General features: G+C 41.5%; 30 protein-coding genes. 29 read left to right on the top strand and 1 reads right to left on the bottom strand.

Annotated elements, in window-relative coordinates; all coding sequences use genetic code 11:
* Window positions 1-57 precede the first annotated feature (57 nt).
* The 11 genes from ACTWQB_RS07295 (at window position 58) to prmC (ending at window position 10,917) form a co-directional block, all read left to right on the top strand.
* On the top strand, window positions 58-426 hold the full coding sequence (locus ACTWQB_RS07295; protein ID WP_443138530.1) for a response regulator: 369 nt from the start codon (window positions 58-60) through the stop codon (window positions 424-426).
* A gap of 70 nt (window positions 427-496) precedes the next feature.
* The gene (gene fba, locus ACTWQB_RS07290; RefSeq protein WP_443138529.1) at window positions 497-1,360 is read left to right on the top strand and encodes a class II fructose-1,6-bisphosphate aldolase; all 864 of its coding nucleotides are present in this window, start codon (window positions 497-499) and stop codon (window positions 1,358-1,360) included.
* 255 nt (window positions 1,361-1,615) lie between these two features.
* Window positions 1,616-2,263 carry a fructose-6-phosphate aldolase gene (fsa, locus tag ACTWQB_RS07285; RefSeq protein ID WP_443138528.1) on the top strand — a complete coding sequence of 216 codons (648 nt, stop codon included), beginning with the start codon at window positions 1,616-1,618 and terminating at the stop codon, window positions 2,261-2,263.
* Window positions 2,264-2,327: 64 nt separating this feature from the next.
* Window positions 2,328-3,614, top strand: a complete 1,287-nt coding sequence (locus ACTWQB_RS07280) for a UDP-N-acetylglucosamine 1-carboxyvinyltransferase (protein ID WP_443138527.1) — start codon at window positions 2,328-2,330, stop codon at window positions 3,612-3,614.
* 30 nt (window positions 3,615-3,644) lie between these two features.
* Window positions 3,645-4,616: a class II fructose-bisphosphatase gene (gene glpX / locus ACTWQB_RS07275; RefSeq protein WP_443138526.1), complete on the top strand. Its 972-nt coding sequence runs from the start codon at window positions 3,645-3,647 to the stop codon at window positions 4,614-4,616.
* 320 nt (window positions 4,617-4,936) lie between these two features.
* A complete protein-coding gene (locus tag ACTWQB_RS07270) occupies window positions 4,937-5,929 on the top strand; it encodes a nuclease-related domain-containing protein (RefSeq protein ID WP_443138525.1) in 993 nt (330 codons plus the stop codon).
* A 284-nt stretch (window positions 5,930-6,213) separates the two neighbouring features.
* The gene (gene rho / locus ACTWQB_RS07265) at window positions 6,214-7,494 is read left to right on the top strand and encodes a transcription termination factor Rho (protein ID WP_443138524.1); all 1,281 of its coding nucleotides are present in this window, start codon (window positions 6,214-6,216) and stop codon (window positions 7,492-7,494) included.
* Between the two features lie 127 nt (window positions 7,495-7,621).
* The gene (locus tag ACTWQB_RS07260; protein ID WP_054754793.1) at window positions 7,622-7,867 is read left to right on the top strand and encodes a type B 50S ribosomal protein L31; all 246 of its coding nucleotides are present in this window, start codon (window positions 7,622-7,624) and stop codon (window positions 7,865-7,867) included.
* Between the two features lie 386 nt (window positions 7,868-8,253).
* Window positions 8,254-8,880 carry a thymidine kinase gene (locus ACTWQB_RS07255; protein ID WP_443138576.1) on the top strand — a complete coding sequence of 209 codons (627 nt, stop codon included), beginning with the start codon at window positions 8,254-8,256 and terminating at the stop codon, window positions 8,878-8,880.
* A gap of 131 nt (window positions 8,881-9,011) precedes the next feature.
* Window positions 9,012-10,082: a peptide chain release factor 1 gene (gene prfA, locus ACTWQB_RS07250; RefSeq protein ID WP_443138523.1), complete on the top strand. Its 1,071-nt coding sequence runs from the start codon at window positions 9,012-9,014 to the stop codon at window positions 10,080-10,082.
* 7 nt (window positions 10,083-10,089) lie between these two features.
* Window positions 10,090-10,917 carry a peptide chain release factor N(5)-glutamine methyltransferase gene (prmC, locus tag ACTWQB_RS07245; protein ID WP_443138522.1) on the top strand — a complete coding sequence of 276 codons (828 nt, stop codon included), beginning with the start codon at window positions 10,090-10,092 and terminating at the stop codon, window positions 10,915-10,917.
* 377 nt (window positions 10,918-11,294) lie between these two features.
* Here the strand turns inward: prmC and ACTWQB_RS07240 are convergent, their stop codons facing one another.
* Complete coding sequence (locus ACTWQB_RS07240) at window positions 11,295-11,837, bottom strand: GNAT family N-acetyltransferase (RefSeq protein WP_443138521.1); 543 nt, start codon at window positions 11,835-11,837, stop codon at window positions 11,295-11,297.
* 147 nt (window positions 11,838-11,984) lie between these two features.
* Between ACTWQB_RS07240 and spoIIR the strand changes: the two genes are divergently transcribed.
* The 18 genes from spoIIR to ACTWQB_RS07150 all read left to right on the top strand — a co-directional run bounded on the left by spoIIR (window position 11,985) and on the right by ACTWQB_RS07150 (window position 25,677).
* Entirely contained in the window at window positions 11,985-12,581 is a 597-nt protein-coding gene (gene spoIIR / locus ACTWQB_RS07235) for a stage II sporulation protein R (RefSeq protein ID WP_443138520.1), read from the top strand.
* 96 nt (window positions 12,582-12,677) lie between these two features.
* Window positions 12,678-13,085 (top strand): hypothetical protein, encoded by a 408-nt coding sequence (locus ACTWQB_RS07230; protein ID WP_443138519.1) that lies wholly within the window; start codon window positions 12,678-12,680, stop codon window positions 13,083-13,085.
* Window positions 13,086-13,148: 63 nt separating this feature from the next.
* Complete coding sequence (locus tag ACTWQB_RS07225; RefSeq protein WP_443138518.1) at window positions 13,149-14,168, top strand: L-threonylcarbamoyladenylate synthase; 1,020 nt, start codon at window positions 13,149-13,151, stop codon at window positions 14,166-14,168.
* A gap of 93 nt (window positions 14,169-14,261) precedes the next feature.
* A complete protein-coding gene (locus tag ACTWQB_RS07220; RefSeq protein WP_443138517.1) occupies window positions 14,262-14,807 on the top strand; it encodes a manganese efflux pump MntP in 546 nt (181 codons plus the stop codon).
* 118 nt (window positions 14,808-14,925) lie between these two features.
* Entirely contained in the window at window positions 14,926-15,402 is a 477-nt protein-coding gene (locus ACTWQB_RS07215) for a hypothetical protein (protein WP_443138516.1), read from the top strand.
* 104 nt (window positions 15,403-15,506) lie between these two features.
* Complete coding sequence (locus ACTWQB_RS07210; protein WP_443138515.1) at window positions 15,507-15,956, top strand: low molecular weight protein arginine phosphatase; 450 nt, start codon at window positions 15,507-15,509, stop codon at window positions 15,954-15,956.
* Window positions 15,953-16,393, top strand: coding sequence for a ribose 5-phosphate isomerase B (rpiB, locus tag ACTWQB_RS07205; RefSeq protein ID WP_443138514.1), 441 nt, complete (start codon window positions 15,953-15,955; stop codon window positions 16,391-16,393). The genes ACTWQB_RS07210 and rpiB overlap by 4 nt, the downstream gene beginning before the upstream one ends.
* Before the next feature lie 61 nt (window positions 16,394-16,454).
* A complete protein-coding gene (locus ACTWQB_RS07200) occupies window positions 16,455-17,000 on the top strand; it encodes a TIGR01440 family protein (RefSeq protein ID WP_443138513.1) in 546 nt (181 codons plus the stop codon).
* A 70-nt stretch (window positions 17,001-17,070) separates the two neighbouring features.
* On the top strand, window positions 17,071-18,318 hold the full coding sequence (glyA, locus tag ACTWQB_RS07195) for a serine hydroxymethyltransferase (protein ID WP_443138512.1): 1,248 nt from the start codon (window positions 17,071-17,073) through the stop codon (window positions 18,316-18,318).
* Between the two features lie 155 nt (window positions 18,319-18,473).
* Window positions 18,474-19,103: a uracil phosphoribosyltransferase gene (gene upp / locus ACTWQB_RS07190; protein WP_443138511.1), complete on the top strand. Its 630-nt coding sequence runs from the start codon at window positions 18,474-18,476 to the stop codon at window positions 19,101-19,103.
* Window positions 19,104-19,116: 13 nt separating this feature from the next.
* Complete coding sequence (gene wecB, locus ACTWQB_RS07185) at window positions 19,117-20,256, top strand: non-hydrolyzing UDP-N-acetylglucosamine 2-epimerase (RefSeq protein WP_443138575.1); 1,140 nt, start codon at window positions 19,117-19,119, stop codon at window positions 20,254-20,256.
* A gap of 167 nt (window positions 20,257-20,423) precedes the next feature.
* Window positions 20,424-22,559, top strand: coding sequence for a S8 family peptidase (locus tag ACTWQB_RS07180; protein ID WP_443138510.1), 2,136 nt, complete (start codon window positions 20,424-20,426; stop codon window positions 22,557-22,559).
* A gap of 243 nt (window positions 22,560-22,802) precedes the next feature.
* Window positions 22,803-22,991 carry an AtpZ/AtpI family protein gene (locus tag ACTWQB_RS07175; protein ID WP_443138509.1) on the top strand — a complete coding sequence of 63 codons (189 nt, stop codon included), beginning with the start codon at window positions 22,803-22,805 and terminating at the stop codon, window positions 22,989-22,991.
* Between the two features lies 1 nt (window position 22,992).
* On the top strand, window positions 22,993-23,385 hold the full coding sequence (locus ACTWQB_RS07170) for an ATP synthase subunit I (RefSeq protein ID WP_443138508.1): 393 nt from the start codon (window positions 22,993-22,995) through the stop codon (window positions 23,383-23,385).
* A gap of 1 nt (window position 23,386) precedes the next feature.
* Window positions 23,387-24,112, top strand: a complete 726-nt coding sequence (gene atpB, locus ACTWQB_RS07165; protein ID WP_443138507.1) for a F0F1 ATP synthase subunit A — start codon at window positions 23,387-23,389, stop codon at window positions 24,110-24,112.
* A 111-nt stretch (window positions 24,113-24,223) separates the two neighbouring features.
* On the top strand, window positions 24,224-24,430 hold the full coding sequence (gene atpE / locus ACTWQB_RS07160) for a F0F1 ATP synthase subunit C (RefSeq protein WP_443138506.1): 207 nt from the start codon (window positions 24,224-24,226) through the stop codon (window positions 24,428-24,430).
* A 189-nt stretch (window positions 24,431-24,619) separates the two neighbouring features.
* Window positions 24,620-25,135: a F0F1 ATP synthase subunit B gene (atpF, locus tag ACTWQB_RS07155; protein WP_443138505.1), complete on the top strand. Its 516-nt coding sequence runs from the start codon at window positions 24,620-24,622 to the stop codon at window positions 25,133-25,135.
* Window positions 25,132-25,677, top strand: coding sequence for a F0F1 ATP synthase subunit delta (locus ACTWQB_RS07150; protein ID WP_443138504.1), 546 nt, complete (start codon window positions 25,132-25,134; stop codon window positions 25,675-25,677). Before atpF ends, ACTWQB_RS07150 begins: the two co-directional genes overlap by 4 nt.
* The last annotated feature ends 17 nt before the right edge of the window (window positions 25,678-25,694 follow it).

Below are 25,694 nucleotides of genomic sequence, written 5' to 3'. Positions count from 1 at the left end.
TTAACTCCCCATATTTGGTAAAGTTAAATTAGTTGGCAAAACAATTGGGGGGTTATGATGATTAAAGATGAGGTATTTGTCGTGGACGATGAACCAGGTATTCGACTCTTATTATCTGAAATTGTTAGACGTGCAGATTATAATGTCACTTCATTTGAACGTTCAGATCAAGCCTTGAGTGAAGCTTTAACAAAATCACCAACAATCATTTTCTTAGACTACTTAATGGAACCAATGCGCGGGGATGAATTCGCAAAAAAACTAAACGATCAACATGCTGACATTCCAGTTGTATTAATGAGTGGGATCGCAGAAAAAGAGGTCCGAAAAAGTATTGGAGATTTAAAGGTTTATGATGTGTTAGAAAAACCTTTTTCGGTTCAACAAATTCATCAAATTTTAGAAGGACTAAGCGTTAGGATATAGTTGCGATTTTAAGGTGCAATTGGTATTCTATTAATTAGGTATGATTTACATCACAAGGAGGAACCCAGTTGTGCCATTAGTATCTATGACAGAGATGCTCAATAAAGCAAACAAAGAAGGTTATGCTGTTGGGCAATTTAATATTAACAACCTAGAGTATTTTCAGGCAATTTTACAAGCGGCTGAAGAAGAACAATCTCCAGTTATTATCGGTGTTTCAGAAGGAGCAGCGAAATATTGCGGTGGCTTTAATGTCGTCGTGGCGTTAGTAAAAGAACTGATGAATTCATATAAAACAACTGTGCCAGTGGCGATTCACTTAGATCACGGCTCAAGTTTTGAAAAATGTGCGGAAGCCATTCATGCAGGATTCACATCTGTTATGATTGATGGTTCTCACTTACCGTTAGACGAAAATATTGCATTAACACAAAAAGTAGTTGAACTAGCGCACCTACACGGTGTATCGGTTGAAGCTGAATTAGGCCGAATTGGTGGACAAGAGGACGACATTATTGTTGATGATGCTGAAGCTGCTTATGCAATCCCGTCTGAATGTGACCGTTTGGTACGCGAAACAGGTGTCGATTGCTTTGCGCCTGCGTTAGGTTCTGTACACGGTCCTTATAAGGGTGAACCGAACTTAGGTTTTGACAGAATGGAAGAAGTTCAACAGTTAACTGGAGTACCTTTAGTTCTTCATGGCGGAACTGGTATCCCAACAAAAGATATTCAACGTGCAATTTCATTAGGTACGGCAAAAATTAACGTCAACACTGAAAACCAGATTGCTCAAGCAAAAGTGGTTCGTGAAGTGTTAGCTGAAAAGCCTGACCTATATGATCCACGCAAATATTTAGGACCAAGTCGCGACAAGATTAAAGAAACCGTTATTGGTAAAATGCGCGAATTCGGTTCGTCGAAAAAAGCTTAATAATATTATGAAGATGGCTAATCCTGAAGATTTTGGGTTGGCCTTTTCGTGTTTTAATTAGGCGAATAAAGTTTATGGTATAAAAAGTAAGATAGATGTGAGTGTTAATAGCGTAGTCAAAATGCTGAGACTCCTTCAGGAACAGCACGAGCAGAAAATCACGCCAAACGAACGGATGTGAGTTTGGGGAAGTTGATGCCGTGCCTGAGGAAAGCGAAGCATTTTGACGTAGCAAAATTTTTTAGGAGGCAAATCATGAAATTTTTTATTGATACAGCGAATATTAATGAGATTAAAGAAGCGCATAGCTTAGGCATCTTAGCAGGTGTCACAACAAACCCTTCTTTAGTGGCAAAAGAAAACGTATCTTTTCACGATCGTTTAAAAGAAATTACTGAAGTTGTGACAGAAGGGTCAGTCAGCGCAGAAGTTATTTCTGAAGATGCTCAAGGCATGTTAAAAGAAGCAGAGGAGCTAGTAAAAATCGCTCCGAACATCACGATTAAACTACCTATGACATTAGAAGGCTTAAAAGCATGTAAAGCCTTAACAGACCAGGGAGTAAAAACAAACGTTACTCTAGTCTTCTCAGCAAACCAAGCGTTACTAGCAGCTCGTGCAGGTGCGACATATGTTTCGCCATTCTTAGGCCGTCTAGATGACATTGGTCAAAATGGTATGAATTTAATTGCTGAGATTGCAGAAATTTTTGACCGTCACGGAATTGAATCAGAAATTATCGCAGCGAGTGTACGCCACCCAATGCACGTGACAGAAGCAGCGTTACACGGTGCGCACATCGCGACAATTCCATTTAAAGTTATTGAGCAATTAGTGAAGCATCCTTTAACAGATCAAGGAATCGAGAAGTTCTTAGCGGATTGGGAGCAAGCCAATAAGTAACAAGCATTTTTTTCAACCTTTTTCACATAATAAGGGTAGATTATTTTAAGAGGAGTCTTATTTAATGGAAAAATTACTCATCGAAGGTGGACACACGTTACAAGGTCAAGTGCGAGTTAGTGGAGCCAAAAATAGTGCCGTTGCTTTACTCCCGGCAACGATTTTGGCTGAAGGTGAAGTAACTTTAGAAGGTCTCCCAGACATCTCAGATATCCAAACATTAAAAGGCCTTTTAGAAGATATCGGGGGTAAGGTAGAGCAAAATGGTGAAGATGTCACCATTGATTCTTCAAGCATGGTTTCAATGCCTTTACCGAACGGCCGAGTTAAAAAGTTAAGAGCGTCTTACTATTTTATGGGCGCAATGCTTGGGCGTTTTAAGAAGGCTGTTATTGGTATGCCTGGAGGTTGTAACTTAGGCCCTAGACCAATCGATCAGCATATTAAAGGATTTGAAGCATTAGGTGCTCAAGTAACCAACGAACAAGGTGCGATTTATTTAAGAGCAGATGAGCTTCGTGGCGCTAAAATTTACTTAGATGTTGTTAGTGTGGGCGCAACGATTAATATTATGCTTGCAGCTGTTCGCGCAAAAGGGAAAACGGTTATTGAGAACGCAGCAAAAGAGCCAGAGATCATTGACGTAGCAACGCTTCTGAACAGCATGGGTGCCAACATTAAGGGTGCCGGTACGGACGTCATTCGAATTCAAGGTGTTGATAAACTAAACGGTTGTCAGCACACGATCATCCCAGACCGTATTGAGGCAGGGACGTACACGATTATCGCGGCATCTATGGGGAAAGAAGTAGTCGTTGATAATGTCATTCCGATTCACTTAGAGTCGTTAACGGCTAAATTGCGCGAAATGGGTGTTAAAATCGTTGAAGAAGATGACCGTTTAATTATTACGACGGATAAAGTTTTATCGAGCGTCGATATTAAAACGCTAGTCTACCCAGGTTTTCCAACAGATCTGCAACAGCCTTTTACAGCACTGTTAACACAGTCGACAGGAACAAGCATTGTGACTGATACGATTTATTCAGCTCGTTTTAAACACGTAGATGAACTGCGCAGAATGAATGCGAATATTAAAGTTGAGGGTAGCTCGGCTGTAATTACAGGTCCAACGCAATTAGAAGGTGCAAAAGTTAAAGCAACCGACCTACGCGCAGGGGCATCACTTGTGGTTGCCGGTCTCATGGCCAAAGGTGTTACTGAAATTGTTGGTGTTGAACACATTGATCGTGGATATGCAAATTTAAGTCAGAAGTTAGAAAACTTAGGCGCGAAAGTTTGGCGTGAAGATTTAACGGATGAAGAAATCAAGCAGTACCAAAATTCATAACGTGTCATTTTAGGGGAGGAGCTTTTTAACATGGAAAGAAGTTTATCAATGGAAATTGTACGTGTGACTGAGGCCGCAGCATTAGCTTCAGCACGTTGGATGGGTCGCGGAGAAAAAGAAGAAGCCGATAACGCAGCAACAGAAGCAATGCGTACAGTATTTGACACAATTCCTATGGACGGCCGTGTTGTCATCGGTGAAGGTGAACGTGACGAAGCACCGATGTTATACATAGGGGAAGAGCTAGGGAGTGCGGAAAATCCTAAAGTGGACATCGCAGTAGACCCGGTTGAAGGTACGAACATTGTAGCAGAAGGTTCATGGAATGCTCTAGCAGTTGTTGCCATTGCTGACCGTGGCAAAATGTTACACGCACCAGACATGTACATGCAAAAAATCGCTGTTGGCCCAGAAGCCGTTGGTACTATTGACCTAAACGCATCAGTGACGGACAACTTAAAAGCTGTTGCCAAAGCTAAAGGCAAGGACGTTGAAGATGTCGTAGCCACGGTCTTAAACCGCCCACGTCACCAAGCAATCATTGATGAAATCCGTGCAGCGGGCGCCCGCATTAAATTGATCCCAGAAGGCGACGTAGCAGGTGCCATTAACACAGCCTTTGATGACACAGGCGTTGACATTTTATTTGGAGAAGGCGGTGCACCAGAAGGCGTATTAGCAGCAGTTGGATTGAAGTGCCTTGGCGGTGAAATCCAAGGACGCCTCGTACCAAAAAACGATGAACAAGTCGAGCGCTGCCGCAAGATGGGCATCGAAGACGTCAATAAAGTGTTACGCATGGAAGACCTTTGTGGAGGCGACGACGCTATCTTTGCTGCAACTGGCATCACTGACGGCGAACTCCTTAAAGGCGTTCAATTTAAAGGCGGCATCGCAACAACCGAAACACTCGTTATGCGTGCCAAATCAGGCACCGTCCGTTTCATCGACGGCAAACACAGCCTAAAGAAAAAACCAAACCTCGTGTTTACTGATCAATAATTCCACATGGAGCGTTTCCGGCTTGGGTCGGAAACGTTTTTTTTGGCTAAAGTTAGATAAATTGTGTTTAGGGGTAGATAAAATAGCCATTTTTACTCCGTCGACAAATTTCGGGGTAGATATATTTTAAAAAGGGGTAGATAAATTACAAAAAGGGTTAGATAAAAAGTGTGTTTTTTAATTTTCCTATTAGAAATTGTTTGTTTGCGACATTTTCACCCAGAAAAACCGTTTTTCCTATAAGAGAAAATCCAATTTTCTACCCGTTGACACCACAATTTAGATACGCAATCCTTTTGTTATCAAAAGGAGGGTGAACTATGGGAAAAACTTCTGATTTACCAATTAAATTACTAAGGCAACTTGCTTATTTGTTTAATTTGAATCCGACGCATGTAGGTTACACATTACTGAAGAAAGATTTATCCATGTATAAAGCTGGCCACAAAGGTGAAAAATCCATCAACTATTTTCTGTACCCCATTGTTTATAAAAACTACCTCAGGTTTTATAACCTTCGACTTTATTATCAAGGTCAAAATTTTGAGATCGACCTACTACTTATTACAAACCAATTTTTACTCATTATTGAAGTGAAAAATTACAGAGGTACACTGTATTTGGATCATGACTCAGGCGGATTAATTCAAGTATTTGAAGACCAGGTAAAGCTTTATCAAGATCCCACACTGCAGGTTGAACGCCAACGAGAATTACTTAGCGAATGGCTTAAACTAAAAGGGTATCACGTGCCGATCGAAACGTTAGTATGTCTAGTAAATCAAAATGGAATTCTAAAGCGCGATAATCAAACGAGCTCACAAATTATTTACGGCCATAAACTTGCCTATGAGTATCAGGAGTTACAGAAACGTTATCAAAATCATCCTCACGTCATAAATCCAGAAAACTTAATGGAAATACTCATCACCGAGAATAATCCGTTAGATCCATCACTTATGCATAAATATAAAATTGAAGAAAATGACTTCGCACCAGGAGTGGTCTGTTTAAATTGTTTTAAGAAATCGATGGTGCGAGAGCGAAACACCTACATCTGCAAAAATTGTAGTAACCAAGACCCTGGTGGATTAATGAGAGGTTTAAAGGATTATTTCCTTATCTATGGTCCACAAATCACCAATGAAAAAGCTCGATTGTGGCTCGGCGAAAATAACACGCACTTCATGAGAAAAAATCTATATCGCTTTACGGATAAGAAAATCGGAACTAATAAAGGAACCACATATATATTAGATTTTAATTATGATGAAGACTTTAATCACATGATTTCTTATTTACGTCAACTTTAGTTAGATAAATTGAATTTTGGGGTAGATAAAATAGCCATTTTTACTCCGTCGACAAATTTCGGGGTAGATATATTTTAAAAAGGGGTAGATAAATCACAAAAAGTATTAGATAACCTCGCACTGCCACAAGTATTTCAAAATCTCACTTGTAACCTCCCGCAAAAAAGGATAGAATAGAGTGGTAGCCAACCTCAATGGATCCCTTAATCTCACTTCATGAGACATTCCAAGTTTTAATCCATATAAAATGATAAAAATAAAATATATTAAAGAGTGGTGTAATTGTGGCTGAACAGACTTTAACGATTGCAGAATTAGAAACGAAGACGTTGAAGGAGCTGTATGCTCTTGCGCGTGATTTTGGTGTTTCTTATTATGCAAAACTGAATAAAAAAGAATTAATTTTTGCGATATTAAAAGCGCAAGCAGAGAAGGACGGCAAGATGTTCGTGGATGGCGTGTTAGAAATCATTCCGAACGAAGGTTTTGGTTTCTTAAGACCGATTAACTATGCGCCGAGCCCTGAGGATATTTACATATCGGCATCGCAAATTCGTCGTTTTGATTTAAGAAATGGGGATTTAGTGTCGGGTAAAGCGCGTCCGCCTAAGGAAAATGAGCGTTATTTCGGACTTCTACACGTCGATGCTGTCAACGGGGATGATCCGGAAAGTGCAAAAGAACGTATTCACTTCCCAGGTCTAACAGCACTATATCCAGATCGTAAAATGACATTAGAAACAAAGAGTAATATGCTATCAACGCGAATTATTGATATGATGGCGCCGGTTGGTTTTGGTCAGCGTGGATTAATTGTTGCGCCGCCAAAAGCGGGTAAAACAACAATCCTTAAAGAAGTGGCGAACAGTATTACGGAAAAACATCCTGATACTAAATTAATTATCTTACTTATCGATGAGCGTCCTGAAGAAGTAACTGACATCGAGCGTTCTGTTGGGGACGATGTTGATGTTGTAAGCTCAACTTTTGATGAAGTACCAGAAAACCATATTAAAGTGTCTGAGCTTGTTCTTGAGCGTGCAATGCGTTTAGTTGAGCACAAGCAAGATGTTGTAATCCTACTAGATTCGATTACAAGACTAGCACGTGCGTACAACTTAGTAATCCCGCCAAGTGGTCGTACACTTTCCGGTGGTATTGACCCAGCGTCATTCCACCGTCCGAAGCGATTCTTTGGTGCGGCGCGTAACATCGAAGAAGGCGGAAGCTTAACCGTTTTAGCAACAGCACTCGTTGATACTGGCTCACGCATGGACGACGTCATTTACGAAGAATTCAAAGGTACAGGTAACATGGAGCTTCACTTAGACCGTCATCTAGCGAACCGAAGAATTTTCCCAGCGATCGACGTATTACGTTCTGGTACAAGAAAAGAAGAACTTTTACTACCAAAAGAACAGCTGGATAAAATGTGGGCCATCCGCAAAACAATGCAGGATCAAAACGATTTCTTAGAGCGATTCCTACGTCGCCTACGTCAGTCGAAAACGAACGATGAATTTTTCAAAATCATGGATGATGAAATGAAAGGTTCTCGTAGATAAAAACTTCTTGCAAAAATGATAAGCAGTTGATATAATCACTCTGTATGAAAAGATAGTTTTCTCCCGTCAAAAGACGGTTAAACAACTCTGTTTCCACAGGATTCAGGGCAAGAAGGAGTGTAATAGCATGAAAAACGATATCCATCCAGAATACCGTAAAGTTGTATTCTTAGACACAAGCTCTGATTTCAAATTCTTAACTGGTTCTACTTTAGAATCTGAAGAAACAATTGAATGGGAAGACGGTAACACGTACCCATTAATCCGTGTTGAAATCAGTTCAGCTTCTCACCCGTTCTACACTGGTAAGCAAAAAGCTGACAAAGTTGGTGGACGTGTAGATCGATTCAAGAAGAAATACAACCTTAACTAATTTAGGGTGTTTTAAAAATGAGGCTGGCCGTTCACAATTGCTGAACACCATCGTAAACGTTATAACAAGATATAACCTTACACATGGTGTCTTAGCAAGAACGGTCAGCTTTTTTAATTTTACTTTATATATTTGTTTGTAAAAGGAAAATGGCGGCGACTCCTGCGGGAACAGCACGAGTCTCGAGACCCCACAGGCAGCGCTTATCTGCCGAGGAGGCTCGAGCCGTGCCCGCGGAAAGCGTCCGCCTATTGCTTTAATTTTAATAAGAAAAGATTCGCTTCACCTAATTTGGTGGAGCCAAATTTTTCTACACGAAAAATTAGTACATAGGACCTAATTTACCTATAATAACAATAACGAATGCAAAGAGGTGCCCAATCATGATGTATGTGATGGAACACAAAGGCTGGTTAGAAGTCATTTGTGGAAGTATGTTTTCTGGAAAATCAGAAGAATTAATTCGTCGCGTTCGCCGTGCGACTTATGGTAATCAAAAGGTAATTGTTTTTAAACCAGCATTGGATAACCGTTATGACGATGAATCGGTCGTATCCCATAACGGAGATTCAGTGATCGCTCGTCCTATTGATGACTCGAGCCAAATCGAACAGTACATCACAGAAGAAATCGACATCGTTGGCATAGATGAAGCCCAATTTTTTGATGATGGCATTGTACAAGTCGCCCAAAATTTAGCGGATCGTGGTATTCGCGTGATTGCAGCAGGTCTTGACCAAGATTTCCGTGGTGAACCGTTTGGCCCGATGCCAGACTTAATGGCTTTTAGCGAAACGGTAACGAAACTAAATGCTATTTGTCCGGTCTGCGGCTCTCCCGCCAGCAGAACGCAGCGCCTAATTGACGGTGAGCCCGCATCATACGATGACCCAATTATTTTAGTTGGTGCATCCGAATCGTACGAGCCTCGTTGTCGTCACCATCACGAAGTTCCAAACCACCCAAGATCGTCAAAACGTGTTTATACAAAGCGCACAAGCTATAAAGCTTAAATGCAGAACTGCATTTAAGCTTTTTTCTACCAGTAATGTCTCATAAATTTACCGATAACATGCGAAATATTTTTCACATTTGTGATATGATATAATGTGGAGTATGTATAGTAAAGCAGAGGTGTACGGAAATGTTCGATAAATTACAGCATATTGAAGACCGTTATAATAAATTAACGGAACTGTTGATGGACCCTGAAGTCATCAATGATTCAAAAAAATTACGTGAGTATTCGAAAGAACAATCGGATTTACAAGAAGTGGTTGAAAAATATCGTCGTTACAAAGAGGTAACGGAGTCGATTAAAGAATCTAAAAGTATTTTAGAAGATGAATCGGATGAGGACCTTCGAGAAATGGCCCGTGAGGAATTATCCGAGCTTGAACCGGAAGTGGAAGAGCTTGAGCAAGAGATGAAGCTGTTACTTATTCCGAAAGACCCGAACGATGAGAAAAACGTTATTATGGAAGTCCGTGGTGCAGCGGGTGGCGAGGAAGCGGCATTATTCGCAGCAAACCTATACCGTATGTACTCGCGTTACGCGGAAAGCAAGGGCTGGAAAACAGAAGTTATCGATTATCACGAAGCCGACATGGGTGGTTATAAAGAAATCATTTTCATGGTAAACGGCCGTGGTGCTTATTCGAAGTTAAAATATGAAAACGGAGCTCACCGTGTACAACGTGTACCTGAAACTGAATCAGGTGGCCGAATACACACGTCGACTGCGACAGTAGCTGTTTTGCCTGAAGCAGAAGAAGTTGAAGTGGATATTAATGAAAAAGATATTCGCGTTGACACGTTCGCTTCATCTGGTCCAGGTGGGCAGAGTGTTAACACGACAATGTCAGCTGTTCGTTTAACTCACGAACCGACAGGCGTTGTAGTGTCTTGTCAGGATGAAAAGTCACAGATTAAAAACAAAGAAAAAGCGATGAAAGTACTTCGTGCGCGTATCTATGAAAAGTTCCAACAAGAAGCGCAGGCTGAGTATGATGAAAACCGTAAGTCAGCTGTCGGTACGGGCGATCGTTCTGAGCGTATTCGCACATATAACTATCCGCAAAGTCGTGTTACCGACCACCGCATTGGTTTGACCATCAACAAGTTAGACCAAGTGATGGAAGGTAAGCTAGATGAGGTTCTAGACGCGCTCATCATCGAAGAGCAGACGAAGAAACTTGAAGAAGTCGGTGAATAAAGTGAGTATGACTGTTAAAGAGGCCCGCGTATGGGCTTCTTCTTTTTTAGAAAAACATAATCGAGAACCACGTGTGGCTGATTTGATGCTCATGCATTTATTGGACATGGATTTAGCAGAGTTTTTATTAATCCAGCGTGAACCGCTTAATCAATGGAACACGTATGAGTCATGGATTCTCGAACATGCCAAAACCGGAAAGCCGCTTGAGCATTTTACAGGTAAAACCGAATTTTACGGTCGGACGTTTCAGGTGAACGAACATGTGTTGATTCCGCGCCCTGAGACCGAGGAATTAATTGAAGCTGTGAAGCCAGAGCTTAAGCCTGATGACACGGTTGTTGATGTCGGGACTGGAAGTGGCATCATCGCTCTTACGTTGAAAAAAGAGCTACCGGACCTTAATGTCATTGCAACCGATATTAGTCAGGACGCGCTCTTGGTCGCACAGGACAATGCCAATCGTTTGGATGCCGATGTCCAGTTTGAGCAAGGGAATTTTTTAGAACCCGTCATGAATGAGAATATAGACGTCGTAATCTCCAATCCACCATATATTCCGGAGTCCGATCGAACGACGTTATCGGAAACGGTGATGCACGACCCAGAGCTCGCATTGTTTGCAGATGACCATGGGCTTGCGGCTTACCACGAAATCATTAAGCAAATTCGACTTTTGAAAAAAACGCCAAGGCTTGTTGCGTTTGAAATTGGTCACGATCAAGGGGAATCGGTTCCAAAGCTTATCCAAAAAGCTTTTCCTGAAGCTAGATTTCAAGTTTTACAAGACATTAATGGCAAAAATCGTATAGTTATGTGGCACAATGTCCTATAAAAACAGCTGAATGTCTTATAAATGGCTCTCAATGTCTCATAAAATTGAGGTGATGCCCAGTTTCGACAAATTTCGAGCCCAAAAACCACATCCTAATGTCCCAAAAATGAGGCTGGGACAAAAGAAAAGTAGCTTAACAAAAAAACGAATATTGAGTTTTATTAGCGTAGTCAAAATGCGCAGACTCCTGCAGGAACAGCACGAGCTGAAAATCACGCCAAACGAACGAAAGTGAGTTTGGGGAAGTTGAAGTCGTGCCTGCGGAAAGCGAAGCATTTTGACGCAGCTAAAAATTGAAGACGAATATTAGGAGTAACTTGACTCCTAATATTCGTCTTCTCTAAGGATAAGATATCTTTTGTCCCAGCCTCTTCCTTTTATTTCATCCACTCATCTTTCAACATGCCATAAACAATATGGTCGACATAATGATCGTAAAGCCACTCGCCACTCCGAATGCGGCCTTCTTGAGTAAATCCAAGTCGCTCTGGTACCCCACGACTGCCGCGATTATGTTCAGCCGCTCGAATATCAACCTTATTCATACCAAGCTCACCTAGCGCATAATTCGTTAAAGCACCAGCTGCACGTGTCATGATCCCTTTCCCGGTAAAATCAGCTCCAAGCCAATATCCAATATAGGCAATGCCATTAGTCCAATCTAGTTCGTTGAAACCTGCAACTCCAGCCATCTCGCCGTTATATAAAATCACAGCATTCATGCCCTTATTCTCAGCATATAACTTTTTACTAAACTTAATATATTCGACTGTATCGTCTTTCGTCTTCGTCTTGTCGAGCCAAGGCAGCCAAGTACGAAGATGGTCACGCGAAGCATCGGTCAATTTAAAAAGTTCTTCAGCATCCCCGAGGTCCACCAACCTTAACGACACTTTCTCATCTACTTGATGCACAAACATGAAAACGCCCCCTCATAAGTTTTTAAAAACTATCATAAACATAATCTTCCAAAGTGGCAAGACTTTTTTTGGGATCCATGTATAAACTCTATCAACCCTGTTCATAATGATTGTAAAATTACTAGATTACGAGAAAGGTTGATTGAGATGAAGTACATTCTAATGGGGATTGCACTAGTTCTAGTCATTCAATTCGTTTATATGGAGTCAGTAGCAGAGTCGCAGCCTACAGAAGAATCAGGGTACCAAGTCATTCCAGATGAGGCGATTCGTCTACGCATTCTAGCAAACTCAAATAGTGATACGGATCAAGAGTTGAAGCGCGAAGTTCGTGACAAAGTAAACGCAGAGATTACAGAATGGGTCGAGGAATTAACATCGATTGAGGATGCGCGCGAGATTATCCAAACTAATCTTGATCAAATTGAATCAATTGTGGCTGACACGGTTGGCAATCAATCTTTCTCAGTAGATTTTGGAGAGGTTGAATTTCCAGATAAAGTGTACGATCGCTACGTGTACCCAGGCGGCACATATGAAGCGATTTTAATCACGATAGGTAAAGGTGATGGTGACAACTGGTGGTGCGTTCTATTCCCGCCACTTTGCTTCGTTGATTTTGATAACGGCACGACCGTTTTAGAACACGATAAGGAAGAGGAGGAGCAGTCAGAAGAAGATGATGAGGAAGAAGTTGAAGTATCATTCTTTTTATGGGACTGGCTCAAAGGAATTTTTGCCTAACGATCGGACAAACTATTAAATTTTTTCTATTAAATCATCATATTTACTCATACTCGTACATAAATTGATAGAGATACTAGATTTGAGGAGAGTGAGATGATGGTCAATATTACGCCGGTAAAGGAACAAGAACCTAAGGATTACGATTCGTTATTTAAGCAGGAGAAGGATAAGGAACTTTTCAAAGAATCTTGGGTAAAAGAACATGGCTACTTCTTGGAGTTGGACGGTCAGCAACTGGGATTTTTCGTGCTTTACCCAATTAATGATAAAAAAGTATGGCTACGCCGCCTGGTAATGAGCGAACAGACGAATCCAGCCATGCTGATTATGGTATTCGATTGGGTGTCGGAAAAGGCAAGGTCGCAAAAGTTCAAAGAATTATATGTACACGTTCAAGATTCATCGACGTCTCCACTTCTAGAAATGAATCGTTTTAAAGAAACGTACGAAGCTCCGGTTCACGACCCAAGCGATGTGGATTGGTTTGTGAAGGAGTTATAAGTTTACCAGCCATGCGTGATATAATATCATGTGAATATGACCTAGCAGCAAAGGAGATCACGTATGGCTCATTTACATACAGACGTTTGGAAAATTGATACTTTACCAGATACACAAATTGAGGAAGCGGCGAACCAGTTAAAGGAAGGACAAACGGTCGCTTTTCCGACAGAAACCGTCTATGGCCTTGGAGCGGATGCAACCAATGAACAAGCAGTACAAGCCATTTTTGATGCAAAAGGTCGTCCTGCGGATAACCCACTGATTGTTCATATTGGTTCGACCGATGTTTTAGAAAAATATGTAACGCATATACCAGAAAGAGCATCCAAATTGATGGATGCTTTTTGGCCTGGGCCGTTAACGATTATTTTACCGTCGAATGGCACACTTGCCAAAAACGTGACGGCAGGACTTGAAACGGTGGGCCTGCGCATGCCAGACCATCCAATTGCACTTGCCTTACTGAAAACGAGCGAACTACCCGTTGCGGCACCGAGTGCAAACCGATCAGGTAAGCCGAGTCCTACGACGGCTGATCACGTTTATCATGATTTGAATGGACGAATTGCGGGCATTGTCGATGGTGGAAGAACCGGTGTTGGCGTTGAGTCAACCGTCATTGATTGTACACTTGATCGTCCGATGATCTTACGTCCGGGTGGCGTGACCCAATCCGATATTGAAGCGGTAATCGGAGCAGTCGATATAGCACCTTCAAAAGTGAAAAAAGATGAACAACCACGTTCCCCAGGCATGAAGTATAAACATTACGCGCCAGACGCTCCAATTTGGATTGTTCGTGGGGGCGCAGATAGGATGAAAAATGTAGCTGAAGAAGTTGCTGGACGCGTGACATTTTTAGTAAGCCAAGAACGAGCAGATGAGCTCGGGGTCAATGATGCACTTATTCTCGGTTCACGCGATGATTTGTCGTCCATCACAAGCAACTTATATGATGCGCTTCGTCAAATAGATCAAATGGATACCGACCTCGTGTTAGCAGAAAGTTTTTCAAAAGATGGCATCGGTGAAGCATTAATGAACCGCCTAGAGCGTGCTGCAACCAAAGTCATTGAATAAATTAGATTTTTAAAAAACGTCACTCGTGTACTTCTAATTGCAGTTGGACTTGCATAAAGTTAACTAGCATGTCCAAGGCTAGGAGGTACGCTTGTGACGTATTTTTATGAGAGCTTAATTCCCATCGTTTTATTGTCAGTCGCAATCGGAATGGACGCTTTTTCCGTAAGTTTATCAGTAGGACTTATGAGAGTGAGACTCCGAATCATCGCAACCTTTATTATGCTTGTCGGCTTGTTTCACGTCCTCATGCCACTTGCCGGCGTGACACTCGGTCATTTGCTGTCGCATAAACTCGGGTTGATCGCTCAAAGTATCGGTGGATGGATTTTGATTATAATTGGCGCACAAATGGTGATCGCCACGATGTTAGAAAAAGAAATGACCAGAAGTATGCACTTAACAGGCTTTACTATTTTAGCTTTTACTGTCAGTCTCGATAGCTTTTCGGTCGGCTTAAGCCTTGGGATGTTCGGTCTGAACCAGGTGGCCATCATTATTTTATTTGGACTCATGAGCATGTTCATGGCAACCCTTGGCATCATTTTTGCAAGACGAGGCAAAACTCTTCTCGGAAAATACTCTGAAGCCCTTGGCGGCATCGTCCTCATATTTTTAGGAATCCAAATGGCATTGTAAACCTCTTGCGCAGCGAGCGCAGGAGGTTTTTTACCTTTATGTAGAAAGAAGCCGCTCGATTGTCGATAAGGAAGCCACGTTTGTCGATTGGGGCTGCTCAATTGCCGATAAGGGAGCCATGTTTATCGATTGGGACAGCTCGATTGTCGATAAGGAAGCCATGTTTATCGATTGGGACAGCTCAACTGTCGATAAGGAAGCCCTGTTTATCGATTGGGGATGCTCAATTGTCGATAAGGAAGCCACGTTTGTCGATTGGGACAGCTCAACTGTCGATAAGGAAGCCACGATTGTCGATTGGGGCTGCTCAATTGCCGATAAGGGAGCCATGTTTATCGATTGGGACAGCTCAATTGTCGATAAGGAAGCCACGTTTGTCGATTGGGACAGCTCAATTGTCGATAAGGAAGCCACGTTTGTCGATTGGGGCTGCTCAATTGTCGATAAGGAAGCCCTGTTTATCGATTGGGGCAGCTCAATTGCCGATAAGGGAGCCACGTTTATCGATTGGGATGGCTCAACTATCGATAAGGAAGCCTCATTTGTCAATTGGCCCCGCTCAACTGTCGATATAGAACCTTCCTTTTTAGATTGAAAGGCTTTTGCGACCTGTCGCAAAAGCCTCATTGCAAAAATCTATCACTTGACCCCCATCTTATGATATAGTTCAATTGAAGAGTTTTGAAGGAGGTTTCTTAGTTGAAACGCGTGTTGTTCGTATGTACAGGAAATACTTGTCGCTCGCCAATGGCTGAAGCGATTTTAAAACATAAACGTCCGAACCTTGAGGTGCAATCGGCAGGAATTTTTGCAGGGCTTGGCCAAGAAGCCAATCCTAAAGCAGTCGAAGCCTTAAGTGAAAAAGGAATCGAGTGCAGCCACCGTTCCCAACCGTTAACTGACGATTTATTAGATTGGGCAGATGTCATCTTAACCATGACGGCGACCCACAAACTCAATATCGAAATGGATTATCCTAAATATCGCAAGAAAGTTTTCACGTTAAAAGAATTCACACGACGAGAAGATGAGGATTTGAATCCAGACATTGCCGACCCAATCGGCCTTTCAAATGAAACGTATAAGCAAACACTTGAAGAAATTGAAAAATATATTGATCGCATTCAAGATAAGGGGGAAGAATCATGAAAATCGTATTAACATCAGACCACGGTGGTGTGAACATTCGTAACGAAATCGCATCCTTATTAGACGACATGAACATTGCGTATGATGACTTAGGTTGTGCAGGGGATTGCTCTGTTGACTATCCAGATTATGGCATTCCAGCTGCGGAAAAAGTTGCTCAAGGCGAGTATGACTTTGGGATCTTAGTTTGCGGGACAGGCATTGGTATGTCTATGTCTGCGAACAAAGTAAAAGGCGTACGCTGCGCATTAGTTCACGATGTGTTCAGTGCAAAAATGACACGCCAACACAACAATGCGAATGTGATTGCATTAGGTGAGCGCGTTATCGGTCCTGGATTAGCGCGTGAAATCGTTAAGGCATTTTTAGAATCTGAATTTGAAGGTGGCCGTCACGCAAACCGTGTTGAAAAAATGATGGCTTACGAAGAGCAATAATGTGATACCTGTTCCGTAGTGGGACAGGTATTTTTTCAAGACATCAAAAGGAGGGAATGTTTTGAAAATAGAGAAGATAAGGGATGAAATTCATGTTATAATGAACGAGTGGAAGGATCAAAACTTCTTACGTTCAAAAGGGGTTTTCATTCTAGGCTGTTCGACGAGTGAGATCGCCGGTGAGCGCATTGGAACCTTCGGAAGTACAGACATTGCGGAAGTCATTTTTGACGAACTAAAAGCATTTCAGCATCAAACAGGTGTTGAGCTCGCTTTTCAGTGTTGCGAACATTTAAACCGAGCTGTTTTGATCGAACGTCATGTGATGGAACGACTTGGGCTTGATGAGGTCAATGCTGTACCGCACCCAAAAGCAGGCGGTTCAATGGCATCCCATGCGTACAAACAGCTCCAAGACCCTGTGTTAGTCGAACACATTCAAGCCGATTATGGTATGGATTTAGGTGACACGCTTATTGGCATGCACTTAAAGCATGTTGTGGTTCCATTTAGACTCACGCAAAAGTCTGTTGGACAGGCTCATGCGACGTTTGCCTACACGAGGCCCAAGCTAATCGGTGGCGAACGCGCGATGTATCAAAAGTAACTGTTGAAACCCGTGCAGTTACGCTAAACTTATGAATCATTAAATTTACATACATAAGGAGGCTTTCTCTATGACTCATTTATCGAACCAATTACACGAAGTAGACCAGGAGATGCTGGAAGCTATTAATCTAGAAAAAGGTCGTCAAAACGACAAAATCGAATTAATAGCATCAGAAAACTTTGTCTCTGAAGCGGTCATGCAGGCTGCAGGATCCGTTTTAACAAACAAGTATGCAGAAGGTTACCCAGGTCGCCGTTACTACGGTGGTTGTGAATATGTTGATATTGCTGAAAACTTAGCTCGCGACCGTGCGAAGAAACTATTCGGTGCTGATCACGCAAACGTTCAGCCGCACTCTGGTGCACAAGCGAACATGGCGGTTTATTTTTCAGTGTTAGAACCAGGTGACACAATCTTAGGCATGAACCTAAACCATGGTGGTCACTTAACTCACGGTAGCCCTGTAAACTTCAGTGGTAAGCTTTACAATGTGGTTGATTATGGTGTTGAGGAAGATACTGAGCAACTTGATTACGACAAAGTTTTAGAAAAAGCTAAAGAAGTGAAGCCGAAATTAATCGTTGCAGGTGCTTCAGCTTATCCACGTTCACTTGATTTTGCAAAGTTCCGTGAGATTGCTGATGCAGTAGACGCTTATTTATTAGTAGATATGGCACACATTGCTGGCCTTGTTGCAACAGGACATCATCCAAGCCCAGTACCACACGCTCATTTTGTCACAACAACGACTCATAAAACATTACGCGGCCCTCGTGGCGGAATGATTTTATGTAAAGAAGAGTTTGCGAAAAAAGTAGACAAAAATGTGTTCCCTGGTATGCAAGGTGGCCCATTAATGCACGTCATTGCGGCAAAAGGTGTTGCATTTCAAGAGGCACTTCAACCTGAATTTAAAGATTACTCTCAAAAAATTATAGATAATGCAAAACGCTTAGGGGAAGCCTTAACAAAAGAAGGTGTTCGTCTAGTATCAGGCGGCACGGACAATCACTTATTATTACTAGACGTTCGTCCACTTGATTTAACAGGTAAAGTGGCTGAAAAAGCTCTAGACGATGTTGGTGTAACAACTAACAAAAATACAATTCCTTTCGACCCAGAAAGCCCGTTTGTCACAAGCGGTATCCGAATCGGAACAGCAGCTGTCACAAGCCGTGGCTTTGGCCTCGAGGAAATGGACGAAGTAGCTTCAATTATCGCCTTTACGCTTAAGCATCATGAAGATGAATCTAAGCTTGAAGAAGCAAAAGCTCGCGTGAAGAAGCTGACGGATCGTTTCCCAATGTATAAATAAAAGTAGCGGGTTTTCCGCTACTTTTTTCATGCAATAGTGGAATAAGGGCAATTTAAGATATGTTAATTCAATAACAAAATCCCTATATCTATTGCAACTTCACACATATTTCGCTACAATTCAATAGATATTTTCGTAAAAGGAGAGATTGGCTCGTGGGAAAAGTATATGTTTTTGATCATCCTTTAATTCAACACAAATTAACGATTATTCGTGATAAAAACACAGGTACGAAAGCGTTTCGTGAACTAACAGATGAAGTCGCAACGCTTATGATGTATGAGATTACACGTGAACTTCCGTTAGAAGAAGTAGAGGTGGAGACTCCGGTTGCAACGGCAAAATCAAAAGTTTTAGCTGGTAAGAAGCTAGGTGTCATTCCTATTTTACGTGCAGGACTTGGAATGGTTGATGGCATCGTGAAACTTATTCCAGCAGCAAAAATTGGCCACGTTGGATTATACCGTGATCCTGAAACACTAAAACCAGTTGAATATTATATCAAGTTACCATCGGATATTGAGGAGCGTGAGTTAATCGTGACGGACCCAATGCTAGCAACTGGTGGGTCTGCTATTGAAGCGATTCAGTCTCTTAAGAAACGCGGTGCAAAACAAATCAGTCTTATGTGCTTAATCGCAGCACCAGAAGGCGTAGAAGCAGTTAAAGAAGCACACCCAGATATCAACATCTATGTCGCAGGACTTGATGAAAAGCTAAACGAAAAAGGCTACATCATTCCTGGATTAGGCGATGCAGGAGATCGACTATTTGGAACGAAATAATTGGGGTGAAACGATGAGTAAATTAAAGGTCATGACGATTTTTGGTACTAGACCTGAAGCCATCAAAATGGCACCGCTTGTACTAGAATTACAAAAAAGGTCAGACGAATTTGAACCGATTGTAACAGTTACAGCACAACACCGTGAAATGCTCGATCAAGTACTGTCGATTTTTGATATTAAGCCAGATTTTGACTTGAATATTATGAAAAAGAAACAGTCATTAGCACAGATTACAACTAGAGCTCTAGAAGGTTTAGACGAGGTTATGAAGGAAGCGAAGCCTGACATCGTACTCGTACACGGTGATACAACTACAACATTCGCAGCGAGTTTAGCTGCCTTTTATAATGAAATTCCAGTCGGACACGTTGAGGCGGGACTTCGTACGTGGAATAAATATTCACCATTCCCTGAAGAAATTAACCGTCAGGCGACAGGTGTTATTGCTGACTTGCACTTTGCACCAACGACTCAGTCAAAAAATAACCTTCTTCAGGAAAATAAAACCGAAGAAGACATCTTTATTACAGGGAACACGGCGATTGATGCATTACAAACGACCGTTTCCGACGATTATAAGCATGAAGTTTTACAAAAAGCAGAAGGAAAACGCCTAGTATTGGTGACGGCGCACCGCAGAGAAAATCTTGGTGAAAATATGGACCAAATGTTTAGAGCCATTCGTCGTATTGCTGATGCTCACGAAGATGTAGAAGTCGTTTATCCAGTTCACTTGAATCCAGTCGTTCAAGAGACGGCGAAAAAATGGTTAGGCGATCACGATCGCATTCAATTGATTGACCCACTTGAGGTCATCGATTTCCATAACTTTGCGTCCAATGCCCATTTAATTTTGACGGATTCAGGCGGGGTACAAGAGGAGGCTCCTTCATTAGGGGTTCCTGTATTAGTATTGCGCGACACAACAGAGCGCCCAGAAGGAATAGAGGCAGGCACGTTAAAACTCGCTGGCACAGATGAAGAGAACATCTTCTCGATGGCAGATTTACTACTATCGAATCCAGACGAGCATAAGGAGATGTCCCGTGCATCTAATCCATACGGTGACGGACAAGCCTCACGTCGAATTGCAGATGCCATTCGCTATTATTTTAAACAAGCACCAGAAAAACCAGATGAATTCCTATAGGACAAAACCAGGGCTCGCCCTGGTTTTTTTATGTTGGAAAGCGAAGCATTTTGACGAAGCAGAAATAAATATATATTGTCACATTATACATTTTTTCTTAAAATCCCAAGCATGACTTCCCATTTTTTCCACACAATAAAAATAAAACTCCAGAAGAGGTGCGACTTATGCGACTAATTCTAGCTCTGATATTGATCACGCTAACACCCGTTTATACACAAGCTGAAGAAATGACATGGATTATGGAGGTCGAAGAGGATCCACACGAAACAAAAGAATACATCGAAACTTATCATCCGCTTGTTAAGGTGGAGTATGTGTACGATACGCTAATGCAGGCACTCGCAGTAACCGGAAAGCAGCGTCACATCAAGAGCCTACACGAAGAATCTTTTGTGAAAAAAATGACACCTGTTCAAGTGTATTCAGTTCCGCAAGCTGAGCAAAAACAAGAAGATGATCTTCATCCTGAACGTGCGCGCTATCACCCAAATCACCTACCGTTTACAGGTAAAGGAGTGAAGGTGGGGGTAATTGATACGGGGATTGACCATCAACACCCGGACCTTGAAAAAAGTTACCATGGTGGCTTTGACCTTGTTGATTTCGATGATGATCCGATGGAAACGACACAAGAAGAGGGGATGCCGACGTTACACGGGACGCACGTATCTGGAATCATCGCTGGAAATGGCACGATGCAAGGTGTGGCGCCAGAAGCAGATCTTTATGCCTATCGTGCGCTTGGACCTGGGGGGTCTGGGACTACTGCGCAGGTAATCGCTGCCCTCGAGCAAGCCGTCAAAGACGACATGGACATTATTAATATGTCTCTTGGAAGTGAAACGAATAGTCCAGATGATCCGATGACGCGAGCGGTAAACAAAGCTGTTGATTTAGGAAAAATTCTTGTCGTCGCAAACGGCAATAGTGGCCCAGAAGATTGGACAGTCGGCTCACCCGCAACATCGGAAAAAGCTATTTCAGTAGGAGCGGCCATCACTAGTCAAAAAGTCGCACAAGTTTTCACCAAGGAAGAACAACTAATTCCAGTACGTCAGTTACCATTATCCGAAAAATGGGATCTTAGTCGTGACCAACCTTTAGTTTCCCCTAACTCTATTGAGGAACTAGAGGAAACGATTCACGACAGGGTCGTTTTAATTAGAAAAGGTGAGACGCCCTATTACGAATTAATCCAACAACTTAACGAAAAAGGTGTCACAGCTGCGATTATTTACAGTCATCCTGAAGATGACCCAAACGAATGGGAGTGGATTGAAGCACCATTTCCAACGGCCTATGTAACAGAGGAAGAAGCGGACCAACTGATACAAGGTGATGACTGGCTTAAAACAAAATATCAGACGATTAAAAACGCTCTTGCGCCTTTCAGTTCACGGGGGCCAGTTGCATCGTCATGGACGATTAAGCCTGACTTAATTGCCCCAGGTGTCGAAATTGTAAGCACGGTTCCTGATGGATACGCTTCTTTACAAGGGACAAGTATGGCATCTCCATATGTAGCCGGGGTGACGGCGTTGTTAAAACAGGCTTATCCGCACGATACACCAGACCAATTAAAAGCACGCCTTCTAACATCAACAGAGCTATTTACGATAGGAGACGAAGAATTATCTCCTTCTGAACAAGGAACTGGTTTTATCGACATGAACAAAGCACTTATGCAAAATTTCACCATCGATCGCAATCGGTTAAATTTTGGCAAAGTAGAAGATGGGTTAAAAGAGGTTGAACAAACAATTACCATTACGAATCATGACAATGAGCCACTAACAGTCACTTGGAACATCCCAAGAAGAGAGAATGGAATCGTTTGGGATTTACCACTTAACTCAACTATCGGACCCCTTGAACGACGTAAGTTCACAATTGGGGCCTCAATCAATTCCAAACGGGCTGAACGAGGAACCCAGGAAGGCTATATTGAAGTGGGATTAAATCAACAAGAAAAGCATTTACCATACCTTTTTATAAACGAAACATCGGATTATCCAAGAATTACCGGCATGGAATTAGACATGGCACCTTTTCAAATGGAACATTTGACATTAAGATTTTATGTGAACGAAAAACTTGACGCACTATCTGTCACACTCATAGACCCCAAACATTTGCATGCACAAGAACTATTCACACAAGAAAATATGGCAAAAGGCGTTTTTGAAAAAGAATTTGAAATCAACGATCTACCCAAAGGCGAGTATAAAGTCGTGTTCAAAATTGAACAAGAAGGCGAAATTTTATTTGAAGAAAAGGAAATTTACTTGCCTGAATTTTAGCGTCATAAAAGCGTTTTCAAAATAAATGTGATTTTTGTCACAAAGTTGTTTCAAATTCTATGTATTTACAATTGACTTTAAAATACTCGTATTGTAATCTATTTTAGTGTGGGCAAATGTTTTGAGAGTTTTTAAACTTTGATATTTTTTCCACATCTACAAGGCATCTACATAAGTAGATGAAGCATTTCCACTGAACTCACGATTGGAGTGGTTAACCTGAATAAACACCCACTTCAAGGAATGGCAATCACAGCGAGTATTTTGAGTTACTTATCCGGTTCGACAATTGTCGGGATATTAATAGGTAGGTGGCTTGATGGTTACTTCGACACGTCCCCAATATTCTTGATCATAGGTTTACTTCTGGGTTTGGCAACAGGCGTGTATGGAATGATTCTGTTGGTCAAAAAGTTTTTAGGAGACGATTAGGATGAAAGATTATACATACATGGTCAGTCGCCAACTCAAATGGATGTTTTACATTTTAGCAATTTTTGTTATCGGATGGGGATTTACAGACTATCAAACCATATTTGCCGGTCTGATTTTAGGTACTGGGATCAGTACGTTTAATTTATGGCTTTTACAAGTCAAAATTAATCGAATTGGACAAGTTGTTGTTGAACAAGATGAGAAAAAACTTACTTTAGGGATGTTAACACGATTCGCCACTGCTGCTTTAGCGGCGGTTGTTGCTTTACAATATCCTGAAATATTTAACATGATTGCTGTGATGATTGGTTTAATGACACCTTATTTGGTCATTATCATAGATTATTTTTTTACTCAAACCGAACTAACCACGAGGAAGAGAGGTGAATGAAGTGGATCACAAAAATCCAATGGCACATGACGTGTTTGGGATCTCATGGCTTGATTTCAACTTGTCGAACGTGCTCATGATGTTGGTTGCATCAGTGATTGTATTCATACTCGCTGTAGCGGCAAGTAAAAATTTACAACGTAAACCAACAGGGTTCCAAAACTTCATGGAGTGGATCGTCGAATTCGTAAAAGACATCATTGGAAACACAATGGATTACGAAACAGGACGTCGCTTTATGGGGTTAGGGCTAACACTATTATTGTACATCTTCGTTTCCAACTTACTTGGGGTTATCACAATGGTGACATTTGATCATTATTTATGGTGGAAATCACCAACATCAGACCCTGGTATTACATTAACGTTGGCGACGATGGTAGTCGTCTTAACACACTATTACGGTGTGAAGATGAAAGGTACGAAGGAATATGCATCTGATTTCTTCAAACCATTACCGTTCTTATTCCCGTTAAAAATCATTGAGGAATTTGCTAACACGTTGACGTTAGGTCTACGTCTTTACGGTAACATTTATGCTGGTGAAATTCTTTTAACTTTACTAGCAGGATTGGTAGCATCAGGTACTGTCGCAGGGTTAGTTGGTGGCTTTATCCCGATGGTAGCTTGGCAAGGATTTAGTATCTTCATCGGTGCTATTCAGGCATTCATCTTTACGATGCTAACCATGGTTTACATGTCTCACAAAGTGAGCAATGATCACTAATTTTGTTAAAAGTACTTAGCAAAGTCTAAGTATTTGAATAAAATAACTCGTCAAAATGGCGAAGTTGCAATTAAATCTATTTTATAAATATATCTTGAGGAGGAATTCATAATGAATATGTTAGCAGCTGCAATCGCAGTAGGATTAGGTGCACTAGGTGCAAGTATTGGTAACGGTTTAATCGTAAAAAGTACAGTAAGCGGGATCGCTCGTCAACCTGAACTACGCGGTACATTACAAACGACAATGTTTATCGGGGTTGCGTTAGTTGAGGCGCTTCCAATCATCGCAGTCGTAATTGCATTTATGGCTATGTAGTTTTTAACGACGAACAATTAAATGTAAATGGCGAAGTTACATTAAACCAACTTCGCCATTCCTTTATGTGTATGCTTAATTAAAGATAATTAGTTTAAAAGAGATGGAAACTCCAACGAGATTGGGCTTCTATTAATTGCAAAGGCATACTGAGAAAATGTGAGGAGTTAGCCGAAAGGAGTGAAGGCTGTGTTAGGTACCAACTTGGTTTTAGGTGCAGCAGGATTTAACGTTGGTGATATGCTCGCTCAATTAGTAATCTTCATCATTCTATTGGCTCTTTTAGCTAAGTTCGCTTGGGGACCATTAATGAAAGTGATGAAAGAGCGTGAAAATCACATTGCGAATGAAATAGATACTGCAGAGCAAAACCGTCAAGAAGCTGAACGCTTCATGAACGAAGCAAATGCAGAACTTAAAGAAGCACGTCAAAACGCTCAACAAATCGTTGAAGATGCCAAACAAACGGCGAAAGCACAAGAGTCTTCTATGTTAGAAGATGCTAGAAAAGAAGCAGAGCGCATTAAAGAAAGTGCTCGCGAAGAAATTGCCCAAGAACGCGACAAAGCAGTTCAGGCATTACAAGAACAAGTGGCTACGCTTTCTGTTCAAATTGCTAGTAAAGTTATTGAAAAAGAGCTTTCTGCAAGTGAACAAGACGAACTCATTCAACAATACTTAAAAGAAGTAGGCGAATCGAAATGAGTCAATCAGTAGTAGCAAAGCGTTATGCCGTAGCCTTGTTTGAAATTGGTAAAGGAAAATCTAATCTTGATCAACTTGAAGAAGAACTTTTAGTTGTAAAAGATATTTTTAAGAACGACCAATCATTACAACAATTCTTAGAAAATCCTCGTTTATCAAGTGAGCAGAAAAAAGAATTGATCCGTAACGTTTTCAAAGACGTAACGAAAGAAACATTAAATACATTACAACTTATGATCGACAAACGTCGCATTGACATCATTGAAGATGTCGTCGATGAGTTTTTAAAGATGAAGAACGAAGCAAGAGGAATTGCAGAAGCTGATGTTTACTCTGTTCGTGAATTAACAGATGAAGAAAAGAAACAAATCCAAGATGCGTTTGCGAAGAAAATGACGATTAACACCCTTCGTATTAACAATATCGTAGACCCTTCTATTCTTGGAGGATTAAGAATCCGCGTTGGAAACGAGATCTACGACGGAACTGTTAAGACACAACTAAAACGTTTAGAACAGAAGTTAGTTACTGCAAACAAGTAAAGATAGGGGTGAAATGG

It is taken from the genome of Piscibacillus sp. B03 (genome assembly GCF_052246295.1).
GTDB lineage: Bacteria > Bacillota > Bacilli > Bacillales > Alkalibacillaceae > Piscibacillus.
Note: the sequence above shows the minus strand (reverse complement) of the source record. Positions and strands in the feature narration are given on the sequence as shown.